General features: G+C 58.6%; 19 protein-coding genes. 13 read left to right on the top strand and 6 right to left on the bottom strand.

Annotated elements, in window-relative coordinates; all coding sequences use genetic code 11:
* Positions 1–15 precede the first annotated feature (15 nt).
* The 4 genes from VLM75_13055 to def all read right to left on the bottom strand — a co-directional run bounded on the left by VLM75_13055 (position 16) and on the right by def (position 4479).
* On the bottom strand, positions 16–2466 hold the full coding sequence (locus tag VLM75_13055) for a cyclic nucleotide-binding domain-containing protein (GenBank protein ID HSV97844.1): 2451 nt from the start codon (positions 2464–2466) through the stop codon (positions 16–18).
* 182 nt (positions 2467–2648) lie between these two features.
* The gene (locus VLM75_13050) at positions 2649–2999 is read right to left on the bottom strand and encodes an HNH endonuclease (GenBank protein ID HSV97843.1); all 351 of its coding nucleotides are present in this window, start codon (positions 2997–2999) and stop codon (positions 2649–2651) included.
* A 26-nt stretch (positions 3000–3025) separates the two neighbouring features.
* Positions 3026–3961, bottom strand: coding sequence for a methionyl-tRNA formyltransferase (gene fmt / locus VLM75_13045; protein ID HSV97842.1), 936 nt, complete (start codon positions 3959–3961; stop codon positions 3026–3028).
* The gene (gene def, locus VLM75_13040; GenBank protein ID HSV97841.1) at positions 3958–4479 is read right to left on the bottom strand and encodes a peptide deformylase; all 522 of its coding nucleotides are present in this window, start codon (positions 4477–4479) and stop codon (positions 3958–3960) included. Before def ends, fmt begins: the two co-directional genes overlap by 4 nt.
* Before the next feature lie 346 nt (positions 4480–4825).
* On the opposite strand from def, the gene VLM75_13035 reads away from it, so the two are divergent.
* The 13 genes from VLM75_13035 (at position 4826) to VLM75_12975 (ending at position 19016) form a co-directional block, all read left to right on the top strand.
* Positions 4826–6148 (top strand): hypothetical protein, encoded by a 1323-nt coding sequence (locus VLM75_13035; GenBank protein HSV97840.1) that lies wholly within the window; start codon positions 4826–4828, stop codon positions 6146–6148.
* Between the two features lie 69 nt (positions 6149–6217).
* Complete coding sequence (locus VLM75_13030) at positions 6218–7312, top strand: DUF3943 domain-containing protein (protein HSV97839.1); 1095 nt, start codon at positions 6218–6220, stop codon at positions 7310–7312.
* Between the two features lie 209 nt (positions 7313–7521).
* Positions 7522–9195: a biosynthetic-type acetolactate synthase large subunit gene (gene ilvB, locus VLM75_13025; GenBank protein HSV97838.1), complete on the top strand. Its 1674-nt coding sequence runs from the start codon at positions 7522–7524 to the stop codon at positions 9193–9195.
* Positions 9192–9665: an acetolactate synthase small subunit gene (ilvN, locus tag VLM75_13020; protein ID HSV97837.1), complete on the top strand. Its 474-nt coding sequence runs from the start codon at positions 9192–9194 to the stop codon at positions 9663–9665. The genes ilvB and ilvN overlap by 4 nt, the downstream gene beginning before the upstream one ends.
* Positions 9666–9801: 136 nt before the next feature.
* The gene (gene ilvC / locus VLM75_13015) at positions 9802–10797 is read left to right on the top strand and encodes a ketol-acid reductoisomerase (GenBank protein HSV97836.1); all 996 of its coding nucleotides are present in this window, start codon (positions 9802–9804) and stop codon (positions 10795–10797) included.
* 73 nt (positions 10798–10870) lie between these two features.
* On the top strand, positions 10871–12199 hold the full coding sequence (locus tag VLM75_13010; GenBank protein HSV97835.1) for an MFS transporter: 1329 nt from the start codon (positions 10871–10873) through the stop codon (positions 12197–12199).
* Positions 12200–12328: 129 nt separating this feature from the next.
* On the top strand, positions 12329–13420 hold the full coding sequence (locus tag VLM75_13005) for a hypothetical protein (protein HSV97834.1): 1092 nt from the start codon (positions 12329–12331) through the stop codon (positions 13418–13420).
* A 223-nt stretch (positions 13421–13643) separates the two neighbouring features.
* Positions 13644–13988, top strand: coding sequence for a hypothetical protein (locus VLM75_13000; GenBank protein HSV97833.1), 345 nt, complete (start codon positions 13644–13646; stop codon positions 13986–13988).
* Positions 13948–15711, top strand: coding sequence for a PAS domain S-box protein (locus tag VLM75_12995; protein HSV97832.1), 1764 nt, complete (start codon positions 13948–13950; stop codon positions 15709–15711). The genes VLM75_13000 and VLM75_12995 overlap by 41 nt, the downstream gene beginning before the upstream one ends.
* A 103-nt stretch (positions 15712–15814) precedes the next feature.
* Entirely contained in the window at positions 15815–17572 is a 1758-nt protein-coding gene (locus VLM75_12990) for a B12-binding domain-containing radical SAM protein (protein HSV97831.1), read from the top strand.
* A gap of 95 nt (positions 17573–17667) precedes the next feature.
* Positions 17668–18024 carry a DUF6249 domain-containing protein gene (locus tag VLM75_12985; GenBank protein ID HSV97830.1) on the top strand — a complete coding sequence of 119 codons (357 nt, stop codon included), beginning with the start codon at positions 17668–17670 and terminating at the stop codon, positions 18022–18024.
* Positions 18005–18577, top strand: a complete 573-nt coding sequence (locus tag VLM75_12980; protein ID HSV97829.1) for a sigma-70 family RNA polymerase sigma factor — start codon at positions 18005–18007, stop codon at positions 18575–18577. The genes VLM75_12985 and VLM75_12980 overlap by 20 nt, the downstream gene beginning before the upstream one ends.
* Entirely contained in the window at positions 18567–19016 is a 450-nt protein-coding gene (locus VLM75_12975) for a hypothetical protein (protein ID HSV97828.1), read from the top strand. The genes VLM75_12980 and VLM75_12975 overlap by 11 nt, the downstream gene beginning before the upstream one ends.
* 9 nt (positions 19017–19025) lie before the next feature.
* On the opposite strand, the gene VLM75_12970 is transcribed toward VLM75_12975, so the two are convergent.
* Complete coding sequence (locus VLM75_12970) at positions 19026–19619, bottom strand: peptidylprolyl isomerase (protein HSV97827.1); 594 nt, start codon at positions 19617–19619, stop codon at positions 19026–19028.
* A gap of 79 nt (positions 19620–19698) precedes the next feature.
* A complete protein-coding gene (gene polA / locus VLM75_12965; protein ID HSV97826.1) occupies positions 19699–22413 on the bottom strand; it encodes a DNA polymerase I in 2715 nt (904 codons plus the stop codon).
* Positions 22414–22502: the final 89 nt, after the last annotated feature.

Raw genomic sequence — 22502 nt, 5'->3', positions numbered from 1 at the left:
GGATGGGTTCATTCGCTACATATCGAGGAAGTCCATGAAACGCTGGATCGCCTCGGGGAGAGCGCCGGTCTCGTCGGTGTACTTCTTGAACCTGCGCTGGTAGGCGGTCGCGTCCCTGGTGTGGATGTTCTTGACCTTGGCGGCGATCTCGCTGAAGGCGGGCATATTTTCGAGCTTGCTCCGGACGTCTTTCCTGAACGGTATATGGCGGTAAAACATCTCGCGCACCACGGTGTTCAGCTTCATGATGCCGTCCTTCTCGAAGAGCACCCACATTACGTAGTCCTCGGCGAAGCGGTCGCGGTTGGTGCGTATGCTTTTAAAGCGCTCGGCGATCTTTTCCTTGGCCTCGGTCGAGAGCTTGGGGTTCTTCTTGAAGAAATTGACGTAATCGAAATAGATGCCGCTAAGCCCGCCCTCGACGGGGTCCGCCCACATGGCGCCCTTCAGCGAGCGGTTGAGCTCCCAGCGGAAGCATGCGATGGTGTGCGCAAGGCTCTTCATGATGTCGCCCATAAAAAGGATGGGGATGACGATTCGCCCCCTGGTTTTGCGGTTGGTACCGTCGAGCTCCTGCCACAGCATGGTCTTGGTGCCGAACGACGGCAGCAGGATGAAATTCGGGATCACCTCGTCCTGGATAATCTCGCGCGCCTCGCCGATCCGCTCGACGGTTTCGCGGTAGAAGGCGGAGAAATCGATTTCTCGAAGCGCCAGTACCGTGGATTCGAGCTTCTTTTTTGAAAGGTGGAAGTTGGCCGGATTGCCCCGCATCACCATGGAGCTCAGGATGGGAAACGCGGTGGCGGTCGAGCCCGAACACACGGCGATGGTGTGGAGGAGCCGGTGATCGATCTCGTACATCATCTTGCTGATGCCTTCCTCGTCCGCCGCCGGCTTTTGGGTGCTAGCCCTTTTCTTATGCTTCTCCTCCTCGCGGAGGTGTGCCTCGTAGGTGAGTCCCATCTCGGTGATGCTGGGATTGTCCTTGCCCTCGTATATCCGCTTTAGAAATTCGTGTTCGTGGTAGATGGGAAGGCGCGACGATTCCGCCGAACGCATGGACATCTCGTGCAGCTCGTCGATCTGCTCCTGTTCGAGCATCGTCTCGTCGAGAAAGCCGAAGTTGAGCATGAGGCGCACGGGCGAGGGCATGGTCGATTCGTTCTGGCTGCGCAACAGTACCTGTTTGTAGAGGTCGAGATACAGGCGTGTTATGAAGCGCCGTATCTTTCTTCCTTCGGGCTCCGTGTTGAACGGGTTCTGCATCTTCTTGAAGTCGTTGAGCACCTTCAGGAAGTTGTTCTGGAATTCCTTGTCGATGAGCGAAAATTCGAATATCTGCTGGATGGAATTGACATAATCTCTGCCGAGGGAGCTCACCTTCCTGGCCGCGGGGCGTTCCCCGGCCGCGCCCCTGTCCTTCTGCGAAACGTAGAGTTCGTGAAGCTTCTTGAACCCCGGGAAAATCTCCGAAAGCTTTTTGCCGGAAAGCTCCTCGAAGAAGGTATGCACCTTCACCGAGACCGAGAGGAAATTTTTTAGAAAATCCGTCGAAAGCCTGCCGGTGCGCTGCCAGGTGGCGAACGCGCCCGAGTCGATGAGCACGTTCGTCCAGCTTCCCTCCTGGCCGAACAGCACGGTGAGCTCCTCGTCGATCAGCGTGTGGATGGCCTCGATCCGGTCGAGAACTTTAAGAAGATTGTCCGAAACAGTCTCGAACATGTATGTGGCTATGGAGGGGTCCCGTTTAACGACCCCGATAAGAACATTTATATCGAGTTTTATGAACTTGTTGATGAAATTGCACTGCTTCAGGTCCAGGATGGTTTCCATGGGGAGGCCGGGAAACGAGTATTTTTTCCTGAGCATTCCGCTGTTGTCGGCTATTACGAATTTCGCGTCGAAACTCCCCGGGAAGCTCCCGCCGTTCTGCACGTAGATGTCGTGAAGGGCGTCGGCCCGCTGTTGGAGCTTTTCGGGAAGGGCTCCCTGCGAGAGCGCCTTGTGCATCAGGCAGACGTTGTCGTTGATGCGGGCTATGTTCTGGTATAGGTTCGCGTAGCGCGACGCGTCCGGTATTGAGAGCTCGAGCCTGCGGAAGAGGTTGGACAGGATGTCGACCGCGAGCGGGGTGTTGTCGGTTGCAATCTGCCCGAAGCCCCCTTCCTTTATGGGGTACTTCGAGACATACGAGTCTTCGATGGCCCGTATGGACTTCTTGTACGGTTCTGCGAAGAGGATGCTCAGGCCCGAGATCAGGTTCTTTTCCTTGATGGTGCCGACCCTCTTGCTCCTGGAGAGGAGGATGTCGGTGTGGAGCTCTTCATACTCGGGCGGTGCCGAAAGTATCTCGAGCGCGCCGCTGTGCATGTAGTACATAAACCGGGGCTCCTCGCCCTGTCGGATTAAAAGCTGTCCTTTTTTAAAAAGGTCACCTTTCGAGCTGTCTGTGCTGGGGGTCATTGTCTGCTTTCTCTGTTATCGTTTTGATACGGCGGCATCCGGCATGGCTCCTGATCGTCTCCCGCCGGCGAAGGTGACCGCACCCCGCTCCGCGGCATTTCCGGTATTTACCCGGATCGAATCGAGGCCATGGCAACGGGGAATTATGATATATTAAATAACGGCATTTTCAATAAATAAATTTAGAGGGTCCTCTTTTTTATCGAACAGAGGTATTCGTCCCATTCGGCCGGAAGCAGGTTTTTCTTTCTGTTGTTGCACTCCTTGCATGCCGCCACGATATTGAAGCGCTCCGATTTTCCGCCGCGCGAGAGCGGGATAAGGTGGTCCATGGTGAGGGCGGCCGGTTGCACGCGGTTCCCGCAGTAATGGCATATGCCCGAGGCGATTTTCTTGCGCCACCAGGCGGTCGCGCGCAGTTCGCGCGCCCGGTGCTTTTCGCGTGACGCGTCTTCTTCCGCCGCGGCGAGGAATTCTCCGGCGCTCGCCGGGCGTTGCCGACGGCCCTTTCGCCTGTCATCGTGCCGCGTCATCGGTTCTTCCCGTATCCCCGCTCCATTTACTCAAAACGGTCATTCGCCGCCGGCCTGTAGCCGTTTATGAACGAGAGGCCGTCCATCACCCTTTTGGTCTCGGGCTGAAGCGACAGTATCTCGATCCAGCCGTCCTCCGTTCCCACAAGCAGCCGCTTCTTCTCATGAACGAGCACTCGTCCGGGCGCGGCGGGCTCAAGGGGTCCGCCGTCTGCAATCTGTGCGGTCTTCCAGATTTTGATATGGGCGCCGCGAAAACTTGTCCATGCCCCCGGGCGCGGGTTCAACCCGCGTACAAGATTATGGATTTTCGTCGCGCCGGCTTTCCAGTCGACATGGGCGAGTTCGTGGTCGATCTTGCCGCAATAGGTGGCTTTCGCATCGTCCTGGGGGCGCGGCCTGGCGGTGCCGGCGCCGAGCAGGTCGATCGCCTTCAGTAAAAGTCCCGCTCCGAGCGGCCGCACCGCGTCGTAGAGGTCTGCGGCCGTAAAGCCGGCGGGGATGGGAAGCTCCTCCTGAACGACGATGTCGCCCGCGTCGAGGCGTTCGTTGATCATCTGCACCGTAACGCCCGTTTCGGTATCTCCGTTTATGAGCGCCCACTCCACGGGGGCCGCTCCCCGGTAGCGCGGCAGAAGGGAAGGGTGGAGGTTGATGGTGCCCAGGCGCGGAATTTCGAAGACCTCGCGAGGAATAATGCGGCCGAACGCGACGACGACGAACAAATCGGACCCTTCGAGCCTGAGAGCTTCGATGAAGGGTTTTTCTTTCAGGCTTCCAGGATGATAAAACCGTATGCCGTGCTCGAGCGCGACCTCCTTGGCGGGGCAGCACCGGACTTTCAGATGGCGGCCGCAGGGCTTGTCGTCGTTGCTGACGATAAAGGCGACATCGTGGGTCCCGACCAGTTCCCCGAGGCAGTAGGCCGCTATCTGCGGCGTTCCGAAAAAGCCTATCCTCATTTCCTTTTGTTGAGCTTCTTTATTTTTTTCAGTTCGGCGGTGAGCTCTTTGCGGTCATGGTCCTCGAGATAATCGATGAAGAGCTTGCCGTCGAGATGGTCGATTTCGTGCTGGATGACGCGCGCGAGCAGGCCCCTTGCGTCGAAGTTTATTCCCTTCCCGTCGGGGGTCACGGCGGTTACCGATATTTCGAGCGGCCGCGTAATTATGGCGTTGATGCCCGGCACAGACAGGCAGCCTTCCTCGTAAGGGCCCAGTCTGTCCGAGCGGGCCGTGATGACCGGGTTGATGAGCGTAAGGGCCGGCCCTTTGTACGATTCGATATCGAGTATCAGGAGCCGCCTGGACACGCCCACCTGCGGCGCGGCAAGGCCGATTCCGTGCGAACCGTACATCACGTTAAACATGGACTCGACGAGGTCGATCGTTCCCTGGTCGATATTGCTGATCTCCCGGGCTATTTCCCGGAGGGTTTCGTCCCCGTAGAAGAGGAGATGGTTGTTGGTGCCTTCCATCATCAGTATTCCCGCACTGCCAGGTAGATGGTGTCCGGTCGCCGCGCGGCCGAAGCATGCGGTGTTTGCGTCCCGCTTCCGGCCGGGTGTTTCCGGATTTTTGGATAGTTACAATATATCATGAGATACATATTAATCAAGTCTCCGACGGTTTCTTTTCCGCGCGGCGGCGTAACTTTCGCGCGGTGCGGATATTTAATCAAGAAATTATTTGCCCTGGGCGTTTCGCATGGAAAAGTATTGACACCTAATTCTTCAGGTATGAACGTGCATATTCCCGCCGATCGAAAAGGAGAGGTTCCGGGTCGCGCGGCAGAAGCTATTAACCATGACGGGAGATTTCCGGAGAATGAAGGAAGGCGGGGGCAGGCATTGCGGAGTTGTTTTTCGGCTGGCTGTCGTTTTTGCGGTAGTCGTGCTGTGCGTTCCGCCGGCGGCCGCGGCCGAAGACTCCGCGCCGGCGAAGCAGATCGAGCGGGTGCTCTCCGACTACGCGAGCGTACTTTCCGCCAGGGGCTGGAGGGTCTTTCGCGATGATCCGGGCGCGCTCAGGGCGTACCGCCTGCATAACGATTACGAAGAACTTAGGGCGGCGCTTTCGGGCTCGTCGGACGGCGAGTTCGAGATCTATGATGCCCGTGTATCCTATGATGGGGCGCAACGTGAGCGGAGCTTTCGCATCCGCAAGCCCGGCCCGGAAGATTCCGGCACCGACCCCCTTCGCGTAATTCTGCCATATCTCATCGAATCGCTCGGAAGCCGCGGTCCGCGCCGCTTGAGCGCCTACGAGGCCTCGGTTTCGGCCGGCTATAACCGTTTTCACGAATTCGAGCCCTATCCGCGCTGGCGGATAGGGACCCTCCAGCTTGGGGCCGATCTGTTGCACGACCCGGCCCGGCACATGAGCGAGCGACGCTCTAATCTCGGGTTCGGCGATTATTTCCATTTCCGCGGGCATTTGAACCTCAGCCCCGAGTGGAAGGACGTGTGGTACGACTTGATCCTGCTGCTCGCCGGCATGCAGACGCTCGCCGTGGACGATGATCGGCCTGCGCGGTCGGTTGTCGGACTGTTCTCCGGCATAGAGCTTTCCCGTCCCTCGCTCAATTTCAAGGAATTCATGTGGAGCGACGGCATCTACGAGGACCATCCGCATATTCAGTATTTTTTGCTTAAGCCGGTCATTCCGGGGTTTATCCACCAGTGGGGGCGGGACCGGCGCTATAGACTTTCGGCCTTCGGCTCGGCGGCGCTGTCGGTGAACTCTTCTCTCTGCGCGACGAATATCTCCAAAGCGGAGGAGGATGCGCTGAGCCCCATATTCCGCTCAAAGTTCTATGGAGACCGCAGGCAGAATTTCTATTACAGCTGGTCGGTCCCCCTGGCCCTGTCGTTCGCGGCGGACCGGATCGGTCCGTTCCGGATAAAGACGGAATACCGGTTCTATTATTTTTCGCCAGTAGAAGCGGAGCGGGCGTACGACGTGCTGAACGTTCCCGGTGGATATATCGGATGGTATCTCTCGCGCGGCGTGCTTGTCACCGCAGGATATGAGTATTGGAATGTATACAGCCGTCTCCGGGACAAAACCAGGTATTATTCATGGCACAGGGTGTTCTTCGGCCTGGAGTGTAAAATAGGCGAGGACGCGCATTCCCCTGGAAACGGATAACATACGGTGATTGTTATGAATTTATTGCGCTCGCTAATGTGCAGGGCTCCCGCGGCCGGGACGCTCGCCATGGCAATGCTCGTTGCGCTCGTAATCACCTTCGAGGTGCCGCTGAACGCGGAGGCGCGGCGGGAATCGATTAACCTCAATCTCGTCGACTCCGATCCGGCATTTCCGGTGCTCGGCAATTTTTATATGAAGGGCTTTTTCGACAGGTATGTCGCCGCCGTGCGCTATGTGCGCACCGCGGACGTCCCGGGGGTGGATGAGGGTATTTTGCTGACCAGCAAACGGGCCCACTGCGAGGGCCTCCACGGGGTTGTTTTCGCCCTGTATCCGAAAAACCACGGGGGGGTTGTTTCCCGTGTGCAATGGGCCATTCCGGACGGCAGGGATTTCGGGCGCGACAGCGTCGAGGCGCTTCGGGGAGTTCTCGAAGTCGCCCTGCCGCCGGTGAACGGGGAACGGAAAGAGTCGGTGCTCGCGTACGCGCTCGCGTCCGGTGACCGGCGCATCAGCGACCTGGCATACGAGGAAAGTGACGGTGAGACGGTCATTCGGCACTATACTCTCGACGTGACCGTCCCGCCCTCGCATTCGGCGAGGTTCTGGCGATCGTTCGGGGGGATCGTGCTCCTCAACGGGCTGGGCGCGATCGATTATATGATGAACCTGGACACCAACACCGACGACTGGAAATATCCCATTTCGGCCGCCGGCTTCAAGCGCAAGCTCGCCGACGGCATGACGCTGGACGCCAACAATTTCACCACGAACTGCGTGGGTCATGTCTATTCGGGTAATTTATATTATAATGCCGCACGAAGCAACGGCTACGGATTTTACGGGTCGATGATGTTCGCGATCGCCGGGAGCCTCATGTGGGAATACCTGGGCGAATTCAAGGAGGAGGCCTCGCTCAACGACCTGTTCGCCACCGGAATCGGCGGCCCCCTCTTCGGCGAGACCCTGCACCAGACGGGCCTCTTCGTGGAAAAGAACATGGATCCGGGATTCTTCCGAAGCGTTCTGGTGCTGGTGCTCGACCCGCTTCGAGTGATCAACCGGGCGCTCGACCGTTCATCCACCTCCAGCTATAAAATCAATGTAAGCTTCATCAGTCCCGCTCAGGCGGCCGCGGAGGGCCTTCGCAGGCGGCAGTGACCGGCCCTCATTAAATTTTTAACGTGGCCCTTTTCCGTGGTATTAAAATATAATTGACATTATTGGCTTTAATGACACTGAATCCTTCTTTAAATAATTGAATTGATGCGATAATGGGCGATGTCTCCATTTTATAATTTTTCCGGGCGTTCGGCGGGTGCCGGCGCCGAAGTGCATCAGAAACGGGTGCGGGGAGAACTGCCGTGAAAATGACGGGTGCTGAAATAATCGTTGAATCCCTCAAGAAGGAGGGGGTGGAGCATGTCTTCGGCTATCCGGGTGGCGCGGTCATCCCCATCTTTCACCAGCTCTTCAACGCGCCGCTCAGGTTTTACCTTGCGCGGCACGAGCAGGGGGCCGTGCATGCCGCCGACGGTTACGCGCGCGCCTCGGGCAGGGTGGGCGTGGTGATCGCGACCTCCGGCCCTGGAGCGACCAACCTGGTTACCGGTATCGCCACCGCATACATGGACTCGGTTCCGCTGGTAATATTTACCGGGCAGGTCTCGACCGAGATGATCGGCAACGACGCCTTCCAAGAGGCCGATATCACCGGCATCACGCGGCCCATCTCCAAGCACAACTATCTCGTCCAGAACGTGGGCGATCTGGCGCGCATCATCAAGGAATCCTTTTACATCGCCTCGACGGGCCGCCCGGGTCCGGTCGTCATCGACGTGCCGGTGGATGTCTCGAAGGCGGAGACGAAATTCGCCTACCCGGAGCACGTTCACCTTCGAAGCTATAAGCCGGTTTACAAGGGACATGCGCTGCAGATCGGCAAAGCCTGCAGGCTCATCGAAGAGGCCAGGCGTCCGGTCATCTACTCGGGCGGGGGCGTGATAAGCTCCAATGCCTCGCAGGAATTGCGCGAATTTGTGGAGAAGACCGGCATTCCCATTACCACCACGCTCATGGGGATGGGGGCATACCCCGAGACCGATCCGCTCTCGCTCAAGATGCTCGGCATGCACGGCACCTGTTACGCCAATCAGGCCGTGCACGATTCCGACCTGCTCATCGCCATCGGAGCGCGCTTCGACGACCGCGTTACCGGAAAGATCTCGGAATTCATTCCCGAGGCGAGGGTGATCCATATCGACATCGATCCGTCGTCGGTCAGCAAGAACGTGCAGGTTGATATTCCGATCGTCGGCGACTGCCGCCACGTGATCGCCGAGATAAACAAATCGGTGAAGGCCCCGGACATCGGCGAATGGATCGAGCGCCTGCGAAAACTCAAAGCGGAAAACCCGCTGACCTATAAGGACAGCGAGGCGAAGATCAAGCCGCAGTACGTGGTGGAGCGCATCTATGCGCTCACGAAGGGCGAGGCCATTATCTGTACCGAAGTGGGGCAGAACCAGATGTGGGCCGCCCAGTTTTTCGAATATACCGAGCCGCGCACTTTTATATCGTCGGGGGGGCTGGGCACCATGGGCTTCGGCTTTCCCGCGGCCATCGGCGCGCAGATCGCCCGGCCCGACCGGCGCGTGTTCGACATCGCCGGCGACGGCTCCATCCAGATGAATATCCAGGAGCTCATCGTCGCGGTGCAGCACCGGCTTCCGATCGTCATCGCCATACTCAACAACGGCTTCCTGGGCATGGTGCGCCAGTGGCAGCAGCTTTTCTATGATAAACGATATTCGCACACCTGCATCAGCTTCGCCCCGGATTTCGTCAAGCTCGCCGAGGCATATGGCGCGGCGGGCATCCGCGTGGAGAAGAAGGGCGAGGTGGACGAGGCCATCGCAAGGGCGCTCTCAATCACCGACCGGCCCACGGTCATCGACTTCCGCGTGGACAGGGAGGAGAACGTCTATCCGATGGTCCCGGCGGGCAAGACCATCAAGGATACCATCACAATGGAGCTGTTATGAGGCACGTAATATCCGTCAAGGTGGAAAATAAATCCGGCGTCCTCGCGCGCGTGGCGGGCCTCTTCTCCGCGCGCGGTTATAACATCGACTCGCTTGCGGTCAGCCAGACCGAGCAGGAAGACGTGTCCATGATGACGATCGTGGTACGGGGCGACGACCGCATCATCGAGCAGGTGAAAAAGCAGCTCAACAAGCTCATCGATGTCATAAAGGTGTCGGACCATTCCGACTACCCCTCGGTCCAGCGCGAGCTCGCTCTCGTAAAGGTGAACGCGCAGCCCGCCAAACGCCCGGAGGTGTACCAGCTGGCCAGGATATTCGGGGCTGAAATAGTTGACATATCGCTTAAGACCATTACACTCGAGCTTCCCGGCGAACCGGAGAAGATCGATAACTTCATCGAGCTCATGCGCCCGTACTCCATTAAGGAGCTCATACGGACGGGCCGGATATCGATGAACAAGGAATAGCGCGTAAATTCGCCTCGCCGGCGTCGCGGCCGCGAATTCCCGAATCGAAGAGAACCGTCCGCGGCACGCCGCGTGCCGCGATTTGGGGAAGGCGTGGGGCGATGAGGCGGCGGGGCGTTATCACAGGAGCGATACAATGGCGAAGATGTATTACGACAACGACGCGGACCTCGGCGTTCTGGGAAATAAATTGATCGCGGTCGTCGGCTACGGAAGCCAGGGCCACGCGCAGGCGCAGAATCTCCGCGACGGCGGACTCAAGGTGATCGTGTCGGAGCTTCCCGGCACGGACAACTTCAAGCTGGCCCAGTCGCATAATTTTTCACCGGTTTCGGCGAAGGAAGCGGCCGAAAAGGCCGACGTAATCCAGATACTGGCGCAGGACCACATCCAGGCGAAACTGTACAAGAGCGAGGTGGAGCCGAGCCTCAAGGCCGGCAAGACGCTGGTCTTTTCGCACGGTTTCAACATCCACTTCGGGCAGATCGTGCCGCCGAAAGACGTCGACGTCATCATGGTGGCGCCCAAGGGGCCGGGACACCTGGTGCGCAGCGAATACGTAAAGGGCGGCGGCGTGCCATCGCTCATCGCGATCCACAACGACGCCTCGGGCAGGGCGAAGGCGACGGCGCTCGCCTACGCAAAGGGCATCGGCGCGGCGAGGGCCGGAGTCCTCGAAACGACATTCAAGGAAGAGACCGAGACCGATCTTTTCGGCGAGCAGGCGGTGCTCTGCGGCGGCGCCTCGGAGTTGGTTAAGGCCGGGTTCGACACCCTCGTTGCGGCCGGATATCAGCCGGAGATCGCCTACTTCGAATGCCTGCACGAGCTCAAGCTCATCGTCGACCTGTTCTATCAGGGAGGCATCAACTATATGCGTTATTCGGTGTCCGACACCGCCGAGTACGGCGACTACGTGAGCGGGCCGCGCATCGTCAACGACGCCACCCGCGCGGAGATGAAGAAGATCCTCGCCGAGATTCAGGACGGCTCGTTCGCGCGCCGCTGGATAAAAGAGAACGAGGACGGACGTCCCTTTTTCAACAAGGTAAAGGAAGCGCAGCGCGATCACCAGATCGAAAAGGTGGGCTTCGAACTTCGCAAGATGATGAAGTGGATCGACGCGAAATAAGCCCGCGAAAGGCGAAATAACGATACGGCAAAGGCGACGATTCGAATCGTCGCCTTTGTTAAGGCGGTTTATCATGACTGCGCAATCGATGTCGTTCAGGGACAGGTTCACCCTCTCCCTCCTCTTTGTAATGAGCATGCTCCTCTTTGCCGACCAAATGATCATGTCGGCCATCCTCCCGGAGCTCTCCAGGGAATACGGCGCGAGCGAGACTACCCTGGGCCTTATCGGTTCCGCCTTCACGCTGGTGGGCGCATTCGTCAGCATCGTATTTGGCTATCTGACCGACAAGGTCTCGCGCAAGGCGCTCCTGGTGTTCGTCGTCCTCCTGGGGGAGGTTCCCTGTATTATGACGGGCATCCCCTTTTTCACGCAGGATATCGGCTCGTTCACCGTGCTGCGCATACTTACGGGACTCGGGCTGGGCGGCATCTTCCCGCTTTCCTATTCCATCCTGGCCGATTATTTCAAGGAGGAGCACCGGGCCACCGCCTCGGCGTGGATGACAGTGGCCTGGTCTGTCGGCGGCATACTGGGCGTTATGATCGCCGGCTATCTGACCAACATCTACGGCTGGAGGCTTTCATTCATCCTGGTCGGCGCCCCGAACGTGCCGATTGCGATTTTCTTCGCCCTGTACGCCAGGGAACCCGAGCGCGGCAGGACCGAGGACGCGCTGGAGGACCTTATACGGCGGGGCATCATCTATCGCCAGACCATCCATCCACGCGACTTTAAGGTGATTTTTCTGAATAAAACCAACATCTACACCTTCCTCCAGGGCCTGCCGGGCACCGTTCCCTGGGGAATCCTCACCTACTGGATCATCACCTTCTTCCAGGAGTACCGGAACGTGTCGAAGGAAACGGCCACCACCATCTTCCTTGTCGTCGGTATAGGCTCCGTGCTTGGCGGGCTCGCCTTTGCGTACGTCGGCGAATGGCTGTACAAGAAACGGCCGTCGTACATGCCGCTTCTGTGCGGCATCGGGGTGATCGCCGGGATAGTGCCGGCCCTCCTCCTCGTCAACATGTCCATGGAAAACGTCCCGGCATATCTCGCTCTGGGTTTCGTTACCGGGGCGCTGGTCTCCGTGGCGGCGGCCAACGTTCCCGCGATGATAATGAACGTCAACCGGCCGGAACACCGCGGCACGGTGTTTTCGGTGTTCAACATCACCAATAACATAGGGCAGGGTTTGGGGCCCGCAATCGGCGGACTCCTCGCGCCGATGGGGTACCTCTTCATGATGAACTTCGCCGTTTCGTGGTGGGTGCCGTGCGGGCTGCTGCTCCTTATGGTCGCGCGCTATATCACCCGGGACCGGGAAACCCTGCGCGTGCTGCTGGCAGAGCGCGCCGGGGAGATGGAGGCCGATGGCGCGGGCGCCAAGCGGAGCTGAACGCTTCGGGGAGCATTCGGCTGAAAGGCGTTTCGGGTTGGTTTCATTCCATCAATTCGCGAATCATCGATATCGCCTCCGTTTCCGCGCGGGGTGTGCGTGATGGATGCAAGACCGGCGAGGTGCACAATGTTATATAAAGATCACTGGGAATCCGCAAAAAAACGTTTCGAGGCCTTCTGGGCGCGCGATATGCTGGACCGTTGCTGCATTTCGGTTACGGCGCCGAGAACCATTCCGCTGGCGACCAATGCTGAACTGCGGGTCGCGAATGACCTGTTCGGCCAATGGACCGACCCGGAAATCGCCTACGGCGCATACGACTTCGTGTTCAGCCTCGGATACCATGGCGGCGAGGCGCTCCCCATTACATCGGCGTACATGGGACCGGGGGTCGTCGCAGCCTTCATCGGCGCCGATTACACGCTTCGTCCGGAAACGGTCTGGTTTGGCCGCGAACCGGCAATACAAAAGTGGGAGGGCCGGCGGCCATTGCGGCTTATTGAAGACCACGAATTATGGAAGGCGGCGCTTGGAATGACGAGATATTATTCGGAACGCGCGCCGGGCAGGCACCTTGTCGGCATGACCGATCTGGGCGGCGCGTTCGACATCGCGGTCTCGCTGCGCGGGGCGCAGGAACTGATCTTCGACCTGATCGACTGCCCGGAGGAGGTTGAGAGGCTTGTCGGGGAAATAGACGAGGTATGGTTCCGGTGTTTCGACGAGCTGTACGCGATCATGTCCGGATGGACGGGCGGGATGTCGGCGTGGATACCGCTCTATTTCGAGGGACGCTGGTATCCGCTGCAGTGCGATTTCTGCGCCAACCTTTCGCCGCGCATGTTCGACAATTACGTCAGGCCGTCGCTCGAAAGGGAGGCCGCCAGGCTCGACAGGGCCGTCTATCACCTCGACGGCCCGGACGCGCTCAAGTTCGTCGATTCCATCCTGGACATCGACCGTATCGACGGCATACAGTGGGTGCCGGGCGACACGGGCGTGCCGGAATCGTCGTTAGCCCACGACGCGTGGTTCCCGCTCTACGAGAAAATCCAGAAAAAGGGGAAGTGCCTGGTCCTCATGGACGTCAGGCCGGAGGAGGTCGAGAAGATACTTTCCCGCGTTTCCTCGAAGGGGCTCTTCATCACGACACGCTGCGATTCCCAGGACGATGCCGACGAGCTGATCCGCTGCGTGGGCCGGTGGAGCAGGGGGTAAGAACATAAAGCGAAGGCGACGATTCGAATCGCCCCTGAAATTTACATATTTTGGATTTTTTTGGTTAATTACGCGTATGTTCATTCACCGTTCGTCTGAGGGCGGAAATTATCTATTTGGACGATGGTACGATCTTTCTTGGTGAAATCAAAACGACCACCAGCGACGGAGTGGTCCTAAATACCTTCGGGGAGACGATCACAATCCACCCATCGAGGTGACCTTGCTTGTCGATACGGGAGCGGGACTGACAAAACTCATTTTACGGCAGATCCTTTTTTCGGATTATGCACTGCTCGTCACCAACCCCGAGGCCAGGGCGATTATTGACTGCTACAAACTTATAAAATTCCTGACCGTTGAAAATCCTAAATTCAAAAAAATCGACATATGCGTCAACAGAGTGAGGGATTACCTGCTTAAAAAAACCTATCCAAAAAAATGGAATCTTTTTTCGAAAAGATATTCCTTTAGAATTCTTGCAATTTTCGCATATCCAGTGCATTTTTTAAACCATGAAAAAGGACTTGAAAGCATCCGACCGCCAGGAGCTCGAAGCCCTTCGTAAACGCGTAGCGGATATGGAGGCGGTGGAGCGGAAGCTCTGGATGGCCATGGAAACACTGTCATCCACCGAGCGGCAGTACCGCGATCTGGTCACCTTTGCCACCGACCTGATTTACATAACCGATATCTACGGGCATTTCACCTTTCTCAACCGGTGGTCGGAGCGTATTACCGGATACGACACGGCGGAGCTCCTGGGGCGTCATTTTTCCACTGTGATCCATCCGGACCATCTCGACCGGGCGCTGGCGTTTTTTAAAAAACAATTCCTTGAGAAGATTCCCGTCACCTATATGGAGTTGCCGATCACCACGAAAAAGGGGGATACGGTATGGCTGGGAATCAACACCCGCGCCGCCCTGGAGAACGACGTCATCATAGGATATCAGGCCATCGCACGCGATATCACCGACCAGCGATTGGCCGAGGAGATGATCCAGGAGCAGATCCGGTTCCAGCAAATACTTATGGATTCGATTCCATTGCCGGTATTCTACAAGGACACCGGGGGCGCATATTTGGGATGCAACAAATACTTTGAAAAATACATTGGCAGATCCAAAGACGAAATTCTGGGGAAAACAGTTTTTGATCTGGCGCCATCCGATGTGGGCGAAACGCATCATCATCAGGATATGGAACTGATCGGGAACCCCGGCACCCGGGCGTATGAGTCCCTGGTGAAAACGGGCGACGGTTTATTACACGATGTGATTATGAACAAGGCGACTTTCCGGAAAAGCGACGGTACGATCGGCGGTGTTATCGGTATCATCCTCGACATTACCGAGCGCAAAAGAATGGAAGAGGCGCTGCGCCTGTCCGAGGAAAGATTCCGTCTCATCTACGAGGAATCACCCATCGGCCTGGAGCTCTACGACCTTACGGGCGCACTCGTGGATGTCAATCGCGCGTGCATGGATATATTCGGGGTTTCCGGAAGCGAGGCGGTGAAGGGCTTCCGACTGTTCGATGACCCTAATATCCCAGATAGCGCGAAGGAAAGTCTTCGAAAAGGATTGAGCGCGCGAAATGAAATTATTTTCTCTTTTGATACGGTCAGGGAGAAGAAACTGTACCCCACATCCAGAAGCGGAACCATCTTCATAGATACGCTCATCACGCCGCTGGATATGCACGAGGGCGTCGCCCGCGGAGGGTACCTGGTGCAGGTGCAGGACATCACTGCAAGGAAGATGTTCGAAGAGCGCCTTAAGTACATGAGCATGCACGACGCCCTGACGGGTCTCTACAACCGGACGTACTTCGAACAGGAGATGGTGCGCATCGACAGGGGTCGCAACCCGAAAGTCGGGGTGATCATGTGCGATGTTGACGGGCTCAAGACGATCAACGACACGCTGGGGCACGACCGGGGAGACGAGCTGATCCGGCTCGCCGCGGCCACCATCGCCGGAGCATTCAGGACGGGCGATGTGGTGGCGCGGGTCGGCGGCGATGAGTTCGCGGTGGTGCTGCCTGATCGCGGCGGCGATTGCGTGGGCATGCTGCGCGCCAGGTTGCAGAGCGCCATCAATCGATATAATTCGGGCACGCCCGCACTCCCGCTTTCAATCGCGATCGGAACCGCCTTCAGGGATGACGCCTCCAGGAGCATGGAACAACTCCTCAAGGAGGCCGATGAAAGCATGTACCTCGACAAAAATTCACGCCGCGACGCGGTTAAAAGCATCATGCGGAATTATTTCGACCACCTGCACTGAGACTATTTAGCCTCTCGTTCATTTTTTCGCAACCTTTTCCCCCTCTTCCCTGTCGGTACGGATATCTGTCTTATAATCCAAATATCCGTACGGGGGTTTTGCGATGCGAAAACAACGGGTGCTTCTTGTCTACCCTGAGATACCGACCACCTACTGGAGTTTCAAGTACGCTTTGTCGTTCGTCGGCAAGAAATCGGTGCTGCCGCCGCTGGGTCTGATCACCATCGCGGCGATGCTTCCCGATTCCTGGGAGTGCCGGCTTGTCGATATGAACGCGGAGACACTGGACGACGGTGCGATCGAATGGGCCGACATGGTCTTCGTCTCGGCGATGCTGGTGCAGCGTGCGTCGTTCGAAGAGGTCGTCGCGCGGTGCAACCGGCTCGGGCGGACGGTCGTGGCCGGGGGACCGTTTCCGACGGCGATGCACGGTGATATCGAAGGAGTCGATCACTTCGTGCTCAACGAAGCGGAGATCACGCTTCCGCTGTTTCTTGGGGACTTCGAGAACGGCGGGCCGCGCGGCGTGTACTCCGACGAGACCAGGCCGGACATCACCTCGACGCCGGTTCCGCGATTCGATCTTTTAAATATCGATTATTATTCGACGATCTCGCTCCAGTATTCGCGCGGCTGTCCCTTCAACTGCGAGTTCTGCGACATTGTCGAGATGTTCGGACGCACGCCGCGCACCAAGACGCCGGAGCAGTTCCTCGGGGAGATGGAGGCGCTCCACGCGACCGACTTCCGCGGGCCGCTCTTCATCGTGGACGACAATTTTATCGGCAACAAGCGGAATGTGAAACAGCTTCTGCGCGCCATCATCCCCTGGCAGAAGGAGCGCGGCTATCCGTTCAGCCTTTCCACCGAGGCGAGCATAAACCTCGCCGAGGACGATGAGCTTCTGGACCTCATGGTCGACGCCGGCTTCATGATGGCCTTCGTCGGTGTCGAGACTCCCGTGGAGGAGTCGCTCGCGCTTACCGGAAAGAGCCAGAATTTAAAGACGAACATGCTCGAGAGCGTGCGCAAGATCCAGGAGCGCGGAATAGAGGTGACCGGCGGCTTCATCATCGGCTTCGACAGCGATCCGGAGGACATCTTCGAGCGGCAGATACGGTTTATACGGGATTCGGCGATACCGACAGCGATGGTGGGACTGCTCATGGCGCTTCCCAATACGCGGCTCTATCGGAGACTGGAGGCCGAGGGGAGGCTTCTCGGGCTTTCGACCGGCAACAACACCCACGACGCGGAGATGAATTTTATCCCGAAGCTCCCCCGCCGCGCGCTCGAGGATGGTTACCGCCGCGTGATAGGGGAGATCTACAGCCCGCGCACGTACTTTGACCGTTGTCTGGAGCTGCTCAGGCGCTACCCCGCGAAGAAGAAGGTCAACGTGAAGAAGACCAGCTACCGCGGCAAAAACCGTCTGCTTTCGATTCTGGAGGCGCGCGCACTTTTCGCCTCGCTCTTTCGTCAGGGCTTTTCGTGGTACGGGTTCGAGTACGTGCGCTTTCTCGTCAAATCAATCTTTATCAATCCTTCCCGGTTCCCGCAGACCGTCGGCATGGCGATCGAGGGACATCATTTTCTTACCATAACGGCGGAGATACTCGCCGCGGGCGAGTTCGCCCGCTGTCTGGAGGAGGCCGGGGGCCCGGCCGGGGAGACGGTCCCCGCCGGCGCCGTGCTGGAACAGATCGCGGGATGGAAGCGGATGATCGGTGCGGATATCGCCGCGAGGTACGGGAAACTCAGCGCGGGGGCGAGGAAATACGCGGACAGGATGCTTGCCCGGTACGATCGGAAAGCGGATACCGCCGCCGGGAATCCTGCGCGTCGCGCGGACGGGCGCTGAGAATTGTTTTGACAGGGCCGGATTGCCGGTGCAGGCTGTGCGCAACGGCCGAGGCGCCGCGGGCATTGTAACGGCGGATACTCGAGGAGGCAGGCATGCAGAACGTACCATCGGTGGCGGTCAACATCATCGTCTCGATCATTCCGATAGTGGGCATCGTGATGGGAAGCGTTGTCATATTTTTCTACCTTCTGTGGAGTCATAAACAGCGCATACTCATGATCGAGAAGGGATTGTACGCACGGCGGTATTTCGACCTCAAACTTTTCAGCCTGCTCCTGGGGCTGGTGCTCATCGGCATCGGCGCGAGCCTCACGCTCTTTTTCCTGCTCAAGGAGGGGCTTGCCTACAGCGTGCTCTCCGGTCTCATCCCGCTGGGCATCGGCGCGAGCCTCCTCGCCTTTTTTATCGTAAGCAGGAATGTAACGACGGATGAGCGGGAAGGAGACTGAGACACTCACCGATGAGCGGATCGTCGCGCTGGTGCTGCGGGGGGAAACGGACCTTTTCCGGGAACTCGTGAAGCGGCACCAGCGGCGGGTCTTCTTTACGGGCATGCGCTTTTTTCGCAACGAGGACGACGCGGGCGATTTTACCCAGGAGGTTCTGGTGAAGGCGTACGCCGGGCTGGGAAGCTTTCGCGGCGAGTCGCGCTTCGGTTCGTGGCTTTTACGGATAGCCTGCAACCACGCGATCAACGTGAAGAAGGGCGCGCGTGACGTCGCCGGTATCGAGAGCGAGAATCTTACAAGCGCATATCCGGGTCCGGAGACGCTGTCCCGGAGGGCCGAGGTGTCCGGGGCGCTCTCGGACGCGATCGCCGCGCTTCCGGAGAAGTACAGGATTTGCATAGATTTTTATTTTTTTCTCGGACTGTCGTACGGCGAGATACGCGACATCACCGGTTTTCCGGTGAACACCATAAAGTCTCATGTCTTCAGGGCGAAGCTGATGCTGCGCGACGCGCTGAGGGGATCGGCGGCGGAGGAGTACCATGAAATGTGACGACGCATTACGGCGGATCATAGAGCACGACGACGGGGCACGGTATCCGGCGCGGCTGCGGCTCCACCTTCGCCGGTGCGCTCGCTGCCGCGCGGAGGCCGAAGGTCTCCGCTTTGCGGTGGGGGCGCTCAGACGCGGTCCGCTACCCGTTCCGGACATCGACGTCAGCGACGCGGTGATGGCCGAGATCGGGCGCATGGAGTCGTACGGGCGCAACGTGCCGCTGTACAACTGGCTTGGCGGCGGTCTGGCGATCGTGGGAGGTATCGTCCTCGTTTCGTTCAGCGATTCGTTCGCGCTGCTCCGGAACTCGTTCGGACGGAATTTCGAGATGCCGCTTTCCATTGTGCTCGGCCTCGCCATTACGCTGTACGCCTCGGCGTTCATCGCGATCCATCTCGACGTTGCCGGGGCCTGGATGGTCAGGCGTCGCGGGTAGGCCCCTCTCTTACTCGATGCGCCTTGCCTCCGCCGGCCCTTTTTCTTTCCGCCCGATCGAAAGGATCACAATGTCCTTCACCGGCACATCGTTGTAAGGGCCGATGCTCGTGGTTTTGACCGCCCTGATTTTATCCACAACCTCCATGCCGGCGATCACACGTCCGAAGACGCAGTAGCCGTAGCCCCGGTCGCCCGCTTCCCGAAAGTTAAGGAAAGGATTGTCAACCACGTTGATGAAGAACTGGGCCGTGGCGCTGTGGGGGTCCATGGTGCGGGCCATGGCGAGGGTGCCCCGTGCGTTGGGAATGCGGTTAGCCGCCTCGTTCGCTATGGGCGCATTGGTCCTCTTCTGTTGAAGGCCTGCCGCCATGCCGCCCCCCTGCACCATGAAGTTGCCGATGACCCGGTGGAAAATCGTGCCGTTGTAAAAGCCCTCGTCGACATACCGAAGAAAATTCTTCACCGTCACCGGCGAGCGGCCGTCGAAAAGCTCGATGGCTATCTCGCCCATTGAGGTTTTCATAACAACCACGGTATTGGCTGCGTAGGTCGTTGAGGTAAACACGAAAAGTGAAATGAAGACGGCGAGAAATTTTTTCATTGGTCCGCTCCCGTGCTTTGATGGAAATCCCGTATGGTGATACCTGTTTTTCCGCCCCATCCCGTGGCCGCCTGACCGGTCAGTGCGCCTCGCCCCAGTCGGTGCCCCATCCCATGTCCACGACAATGGGCACACTGAGTTTAAGCGCGCCTTCCATTTTCGCGCGGACCATCGCGCCGAAACGCTCCTTCTCGTCCAGCGGGACCTCGAAGACCAGCTCGTCGTGCACCTGAAGGATCATCCTGCCCCCGTAGCTCTTTTCGTCGATTTCGCGCTGGACGTCGATCATCGCGATTTTGACCAGGTCGGCGGCCGTTCCCTGTATCGGCGTGTTGATGGCGATACGCTCCGCGCCCTCGCGCCTGAACTGCGCCGACGAATTGATTTCCGGTATCGGCCTCCTTCTGCCCAGAATGGTCAGGACGTAGCCCTTTTCGCGCGCGAAGGCGATCGTTTCGTCGATGTACCGCCTGAAACCGGGGTAGGTGGCGAAGTAGCGGTTGATAAACTCGGCCGCGTCGCGCACCGAGATGCCGGCCTGCTGCGAGAGCCCGTAGGGTGAAACGCCGTAGATCGTGGCGAAGTTGATAACCTTCGCCTGCCTGCGCATGTCGGGCGTGATTGCGTCCATGGCAACCCTGAAGACCGACGAGGCCGTAAGCGAGTGGATGTCTATGCCATTTTTAAAGGCCTCGGTCATCTGTTCGTCACCCGAGAGATGGGCGGCCAGGCGCAGCTCGATCTGCGAATAATCGGCGGAGAGAAGGATCATCCCCGTGTCGGGAACGAATCCACGGCGGATCTTCTTCCCGAATTCGTCGCGTACCGGGATATTCTGCAGATTGGGGTCGGACGACGAGAGCCGTCCGGTTGCGACCACGGTCTGGTTGAACGAGGTGTGGATCCTGCCCGTGGAGGGAAGCACGAGCCCGGGCAGGCTGTCGATGTAGGTGCTCTTGAGTTTGGCGAAGGTGCGGTAGGCGATCAGATCGTCGACGACCGGGTGCGACCCCTGCAGCGTCTCGAGCACCTGGATGTCGGTCGAAAAGCCCGTCTTGGTCTTCTTGACGGGTTTGAGTCCCAGTTTATCGAAAAGTACGCCGGCAAGCTCGCGCGTGGAGTTGATGTTGAAGCGCGCCCCGGCCGCTTTGTGGATACGCTCCTCGGTCTCATCGAGCAGGCGCTGGTTCTCCTTCGAAAGCGCCTTGAAGTGTTGGAGGTCGATCTTCACGCCGGAGAGCTCCATGCGCGCGAGCACGCCCGCCAGCGGCATCTCGACGTCGTGGAAGAGCCGATCGAGGCCTTCCCCGGCCAGGCCGGTGGAGAGGATGCGGTACAGCCGCAGCGTGATGTCGGCATCCTCCACCGCGTAGTCGGCGAGCTCCCGCAGCGGCACTTCGGTGATCGAGAGCGTGTCCTTCCCCTTGCTCACCAGTTCCTTGAAGGTCGTGGTTTTATAGTTGAGGAACTTCATCGCCATGTCGTCCATATTGTGGCGCCGCTCGGACGGGTCGAGCAGGTACGAGGCGATCATGGTGTCGAAGTACACGCCCTGGATATCGATGCCGGCATTCCGGAATATGATGATGTCGTACTTGATGTTCTGGCCGATCTTGCGTATCGACGGGTCTTCGAGCACGGGCTTAAGGAGCGCAAGGGCCTCGGACCGGTCGATGCACTCCTCGCTGAAGAGCGACAGGTTCTGCACCGGGATGTACCATCCGGCGTTCTCGCGCACCGAAAGCGATATGCCGACGAGCCCGGCGGCGACCGGGTTCACCGAGGTGGTTTCGGTATCGACCGCGACCGCTCCCGCCTTGCGTATCTGTGCGATGGCCTCTGCGAGCTCCGCGGCGCTTCTGACGATGCGATAATCGCGGTCTTCGCGGGCGGCCGCCGGGGTCCCCGGCGCGCCGGAGGCCGTATCGTCCGACGTGAGATCGCGGGCGATCGATTCCATCTCGTGCGAGCGGAAGAAGGCGCGCGCCGCTATGCTGTGGAAGTCGGGGGTGCGGGCCTCTTCTATGTTGAAGGCGATTGAAAGGCCGGTGCGGATGGTCACCAGATCGCGGCAGAGGTATGCCATCTCCCTGTTTGCCTCGAGGGTCTGGCGTAGCTTGCCCTTGATGCTTCCGAGGTTTGCGTAGACGTTGTCCAGGCTCCCGTGCTCCTGAATGAGCTTCAGCGCGGTCTTTTCGCCGATGCCGCGCACGCCCGGAATATTGTCCGATGCGTCGCCAACCAGCGCCATGTAGTCGACCACCTGCGACGGGCTTATGCCGAGCTTCCCGCGCACCGCCTCCGCGTCGTAGGTTTCGAATTCGGTTATTCCTTTTTTGTTCGCGTATATCGACGTGTTGTCGTCGACGAGCTGGTAGGCGTCCTTGTCGCCGGTGACAAGGACCACCTCGAGACCGCTCGAGGCGTGTGCGCGGGCGATCGTGCCCAGTACATCGTCGGCCTCGTAGTCGGCCTCCTCTATTCTTCGAATGCCGAGGGTCCCGACCATCAGCTTTATCTCCTCGATCTGCGAGCGCAGGTCGTCGGGCATTTTTTCTCTGTTGGCCTTGTATTCGGGGTAGAGCGCGAAGCGGAACGACTTTTTCGGCGGATCGAAGGCCACCACCAGGTAATCGGGTTTCTGGTCGGCGACCAGCTTGAAGAGCATGCGCGCGAACCCGAAGATGGCCGATGTATTCTGCCCCTTCGAGTTGGTGAGCGGATTCTTTATGAAGGCGAAATACGCCCTGTAACAGAGCGCATGTCCGTCGATGACGAAGAGGCGTTTTTTCACGGGAGTACTCCGATGATTTTTATGTCAGTATAGGCGTCGGCGGCGTCAGATCAAGACAAATAAGGGGACGCCGGATACCATCCGGCCGG

It is taken from the genome of Spirochaetota bacterium, assembly GCA_035477215.1.
GTDB lineage: Bacteria > Spirochaetota > UBA4802 > UBA4802 > UBA5368 > MVZN01.
Note: the sequence above shows the minus strand (reverse complement) of the source record. Positions and strands in the feature narration are given on the sequence as shown.

Coding starts and splice junctions, on each gene's coding strand:
- VLM75_13035 (HSV97840.1), top strand. CDS start 4,826: ATGAAGGAAGGCGGGGGCAGGCATTGCGGAGTTGTTTTTCGGCTGGCT.
- VLM75_13005 (HSV97834.1), top strand. CDS start 12,329: ATGTTATATAAAGATCACTGGGAATCCGCAAAAAAACGTTTCGAGGCC.
- ilvC (HSV97836.1), top strand. CDS start 9,802: ATGGCGAAGATGTATTACGACAACGACGCGGACCTCGGCGTTCTGGGA.
- VLM75_13055 (HSV97844.1), bottom strand. CDS start 2,466: ATGACCCCCAGCACAGACAGCTCGAAAGGTGACCTTTTTAAAAAAGGA.
- VLM75_12975 (HSV97828.1), top strand. CDS start 18,567: ATGAAATGTGACGACGCATTACGGCGGATCATAGAGCACGACGACGGG.
- def (HSV97841.1), bottom strand. CDS start 4,479: ATGATGGAAGGCACCAACAACCATCTCCTCTTCTACGGGGACGAAACC.
- ilvN (HSV97837.1), top strand. CDS start 9,192: ATGAGGCACGTAATATCCGTCAAGGTGGAAAATAAATCCGGCGTCCTC.
- VLM75_13050 (HSV97843.1), bottom strand. CDS start 2,999: ATGACGCGGCACGATGACAGGCGAAAGGGCCGTCGGCAACGCCCGGCG.
- VLM75_12980 (HSV97829.1), top strand. CDS start 18,005: ATGAGCGGGAAGGAGACTGAGACACTCACCGATGAGCGGATCGTCGCG.
- VLM75_12970 (HSV97827.1), bottom strand. CDS start 19,619: ATGAAAAAATTTCTCGCCGTCTTCATTTCACTTTTCGTGTTTACCTCA.
- fmt (HSV97842.1), bottom strand. CDS start 3,961: ATGAGGATAGGCTTTTTCGGAACGCCGCAGATAGCGGCCTACTGCCTC.
- VLM75_13010 (HSV97835.1), top strand. CDS start 10,871: ATGACTGCGCAATCGATGTCGTTCAGGGACAGGTTCACCCTCTCCCTC.
- VLM75_12990 (HSV97831.1), top strand. CDS start 15,815: ATGCGAAAACAACGGGTGCTTCTTGTCTACCCTGAGATACCGACCACC.
- VLM75_13030 (HSV97839.1), top strand. CDS start 6,218: ATGGCAATGCTCGTTGCGCTCGTAATCACCTTCGAGGTGCCGCTGAAC.
- ilvB (HSV97838.1), top strand. CDS start 7,522: ATGACGGGTGCTGAAATAATCGTTGAATCCCTCAAGAAGGAGGGGGTG.
- VLM75_12985 (HSV97830.1), top strand. CDS start 17,668: ATGCAGAACGTACCATCGGTGGCGGTCAACATCATCGTCTCGATCATT.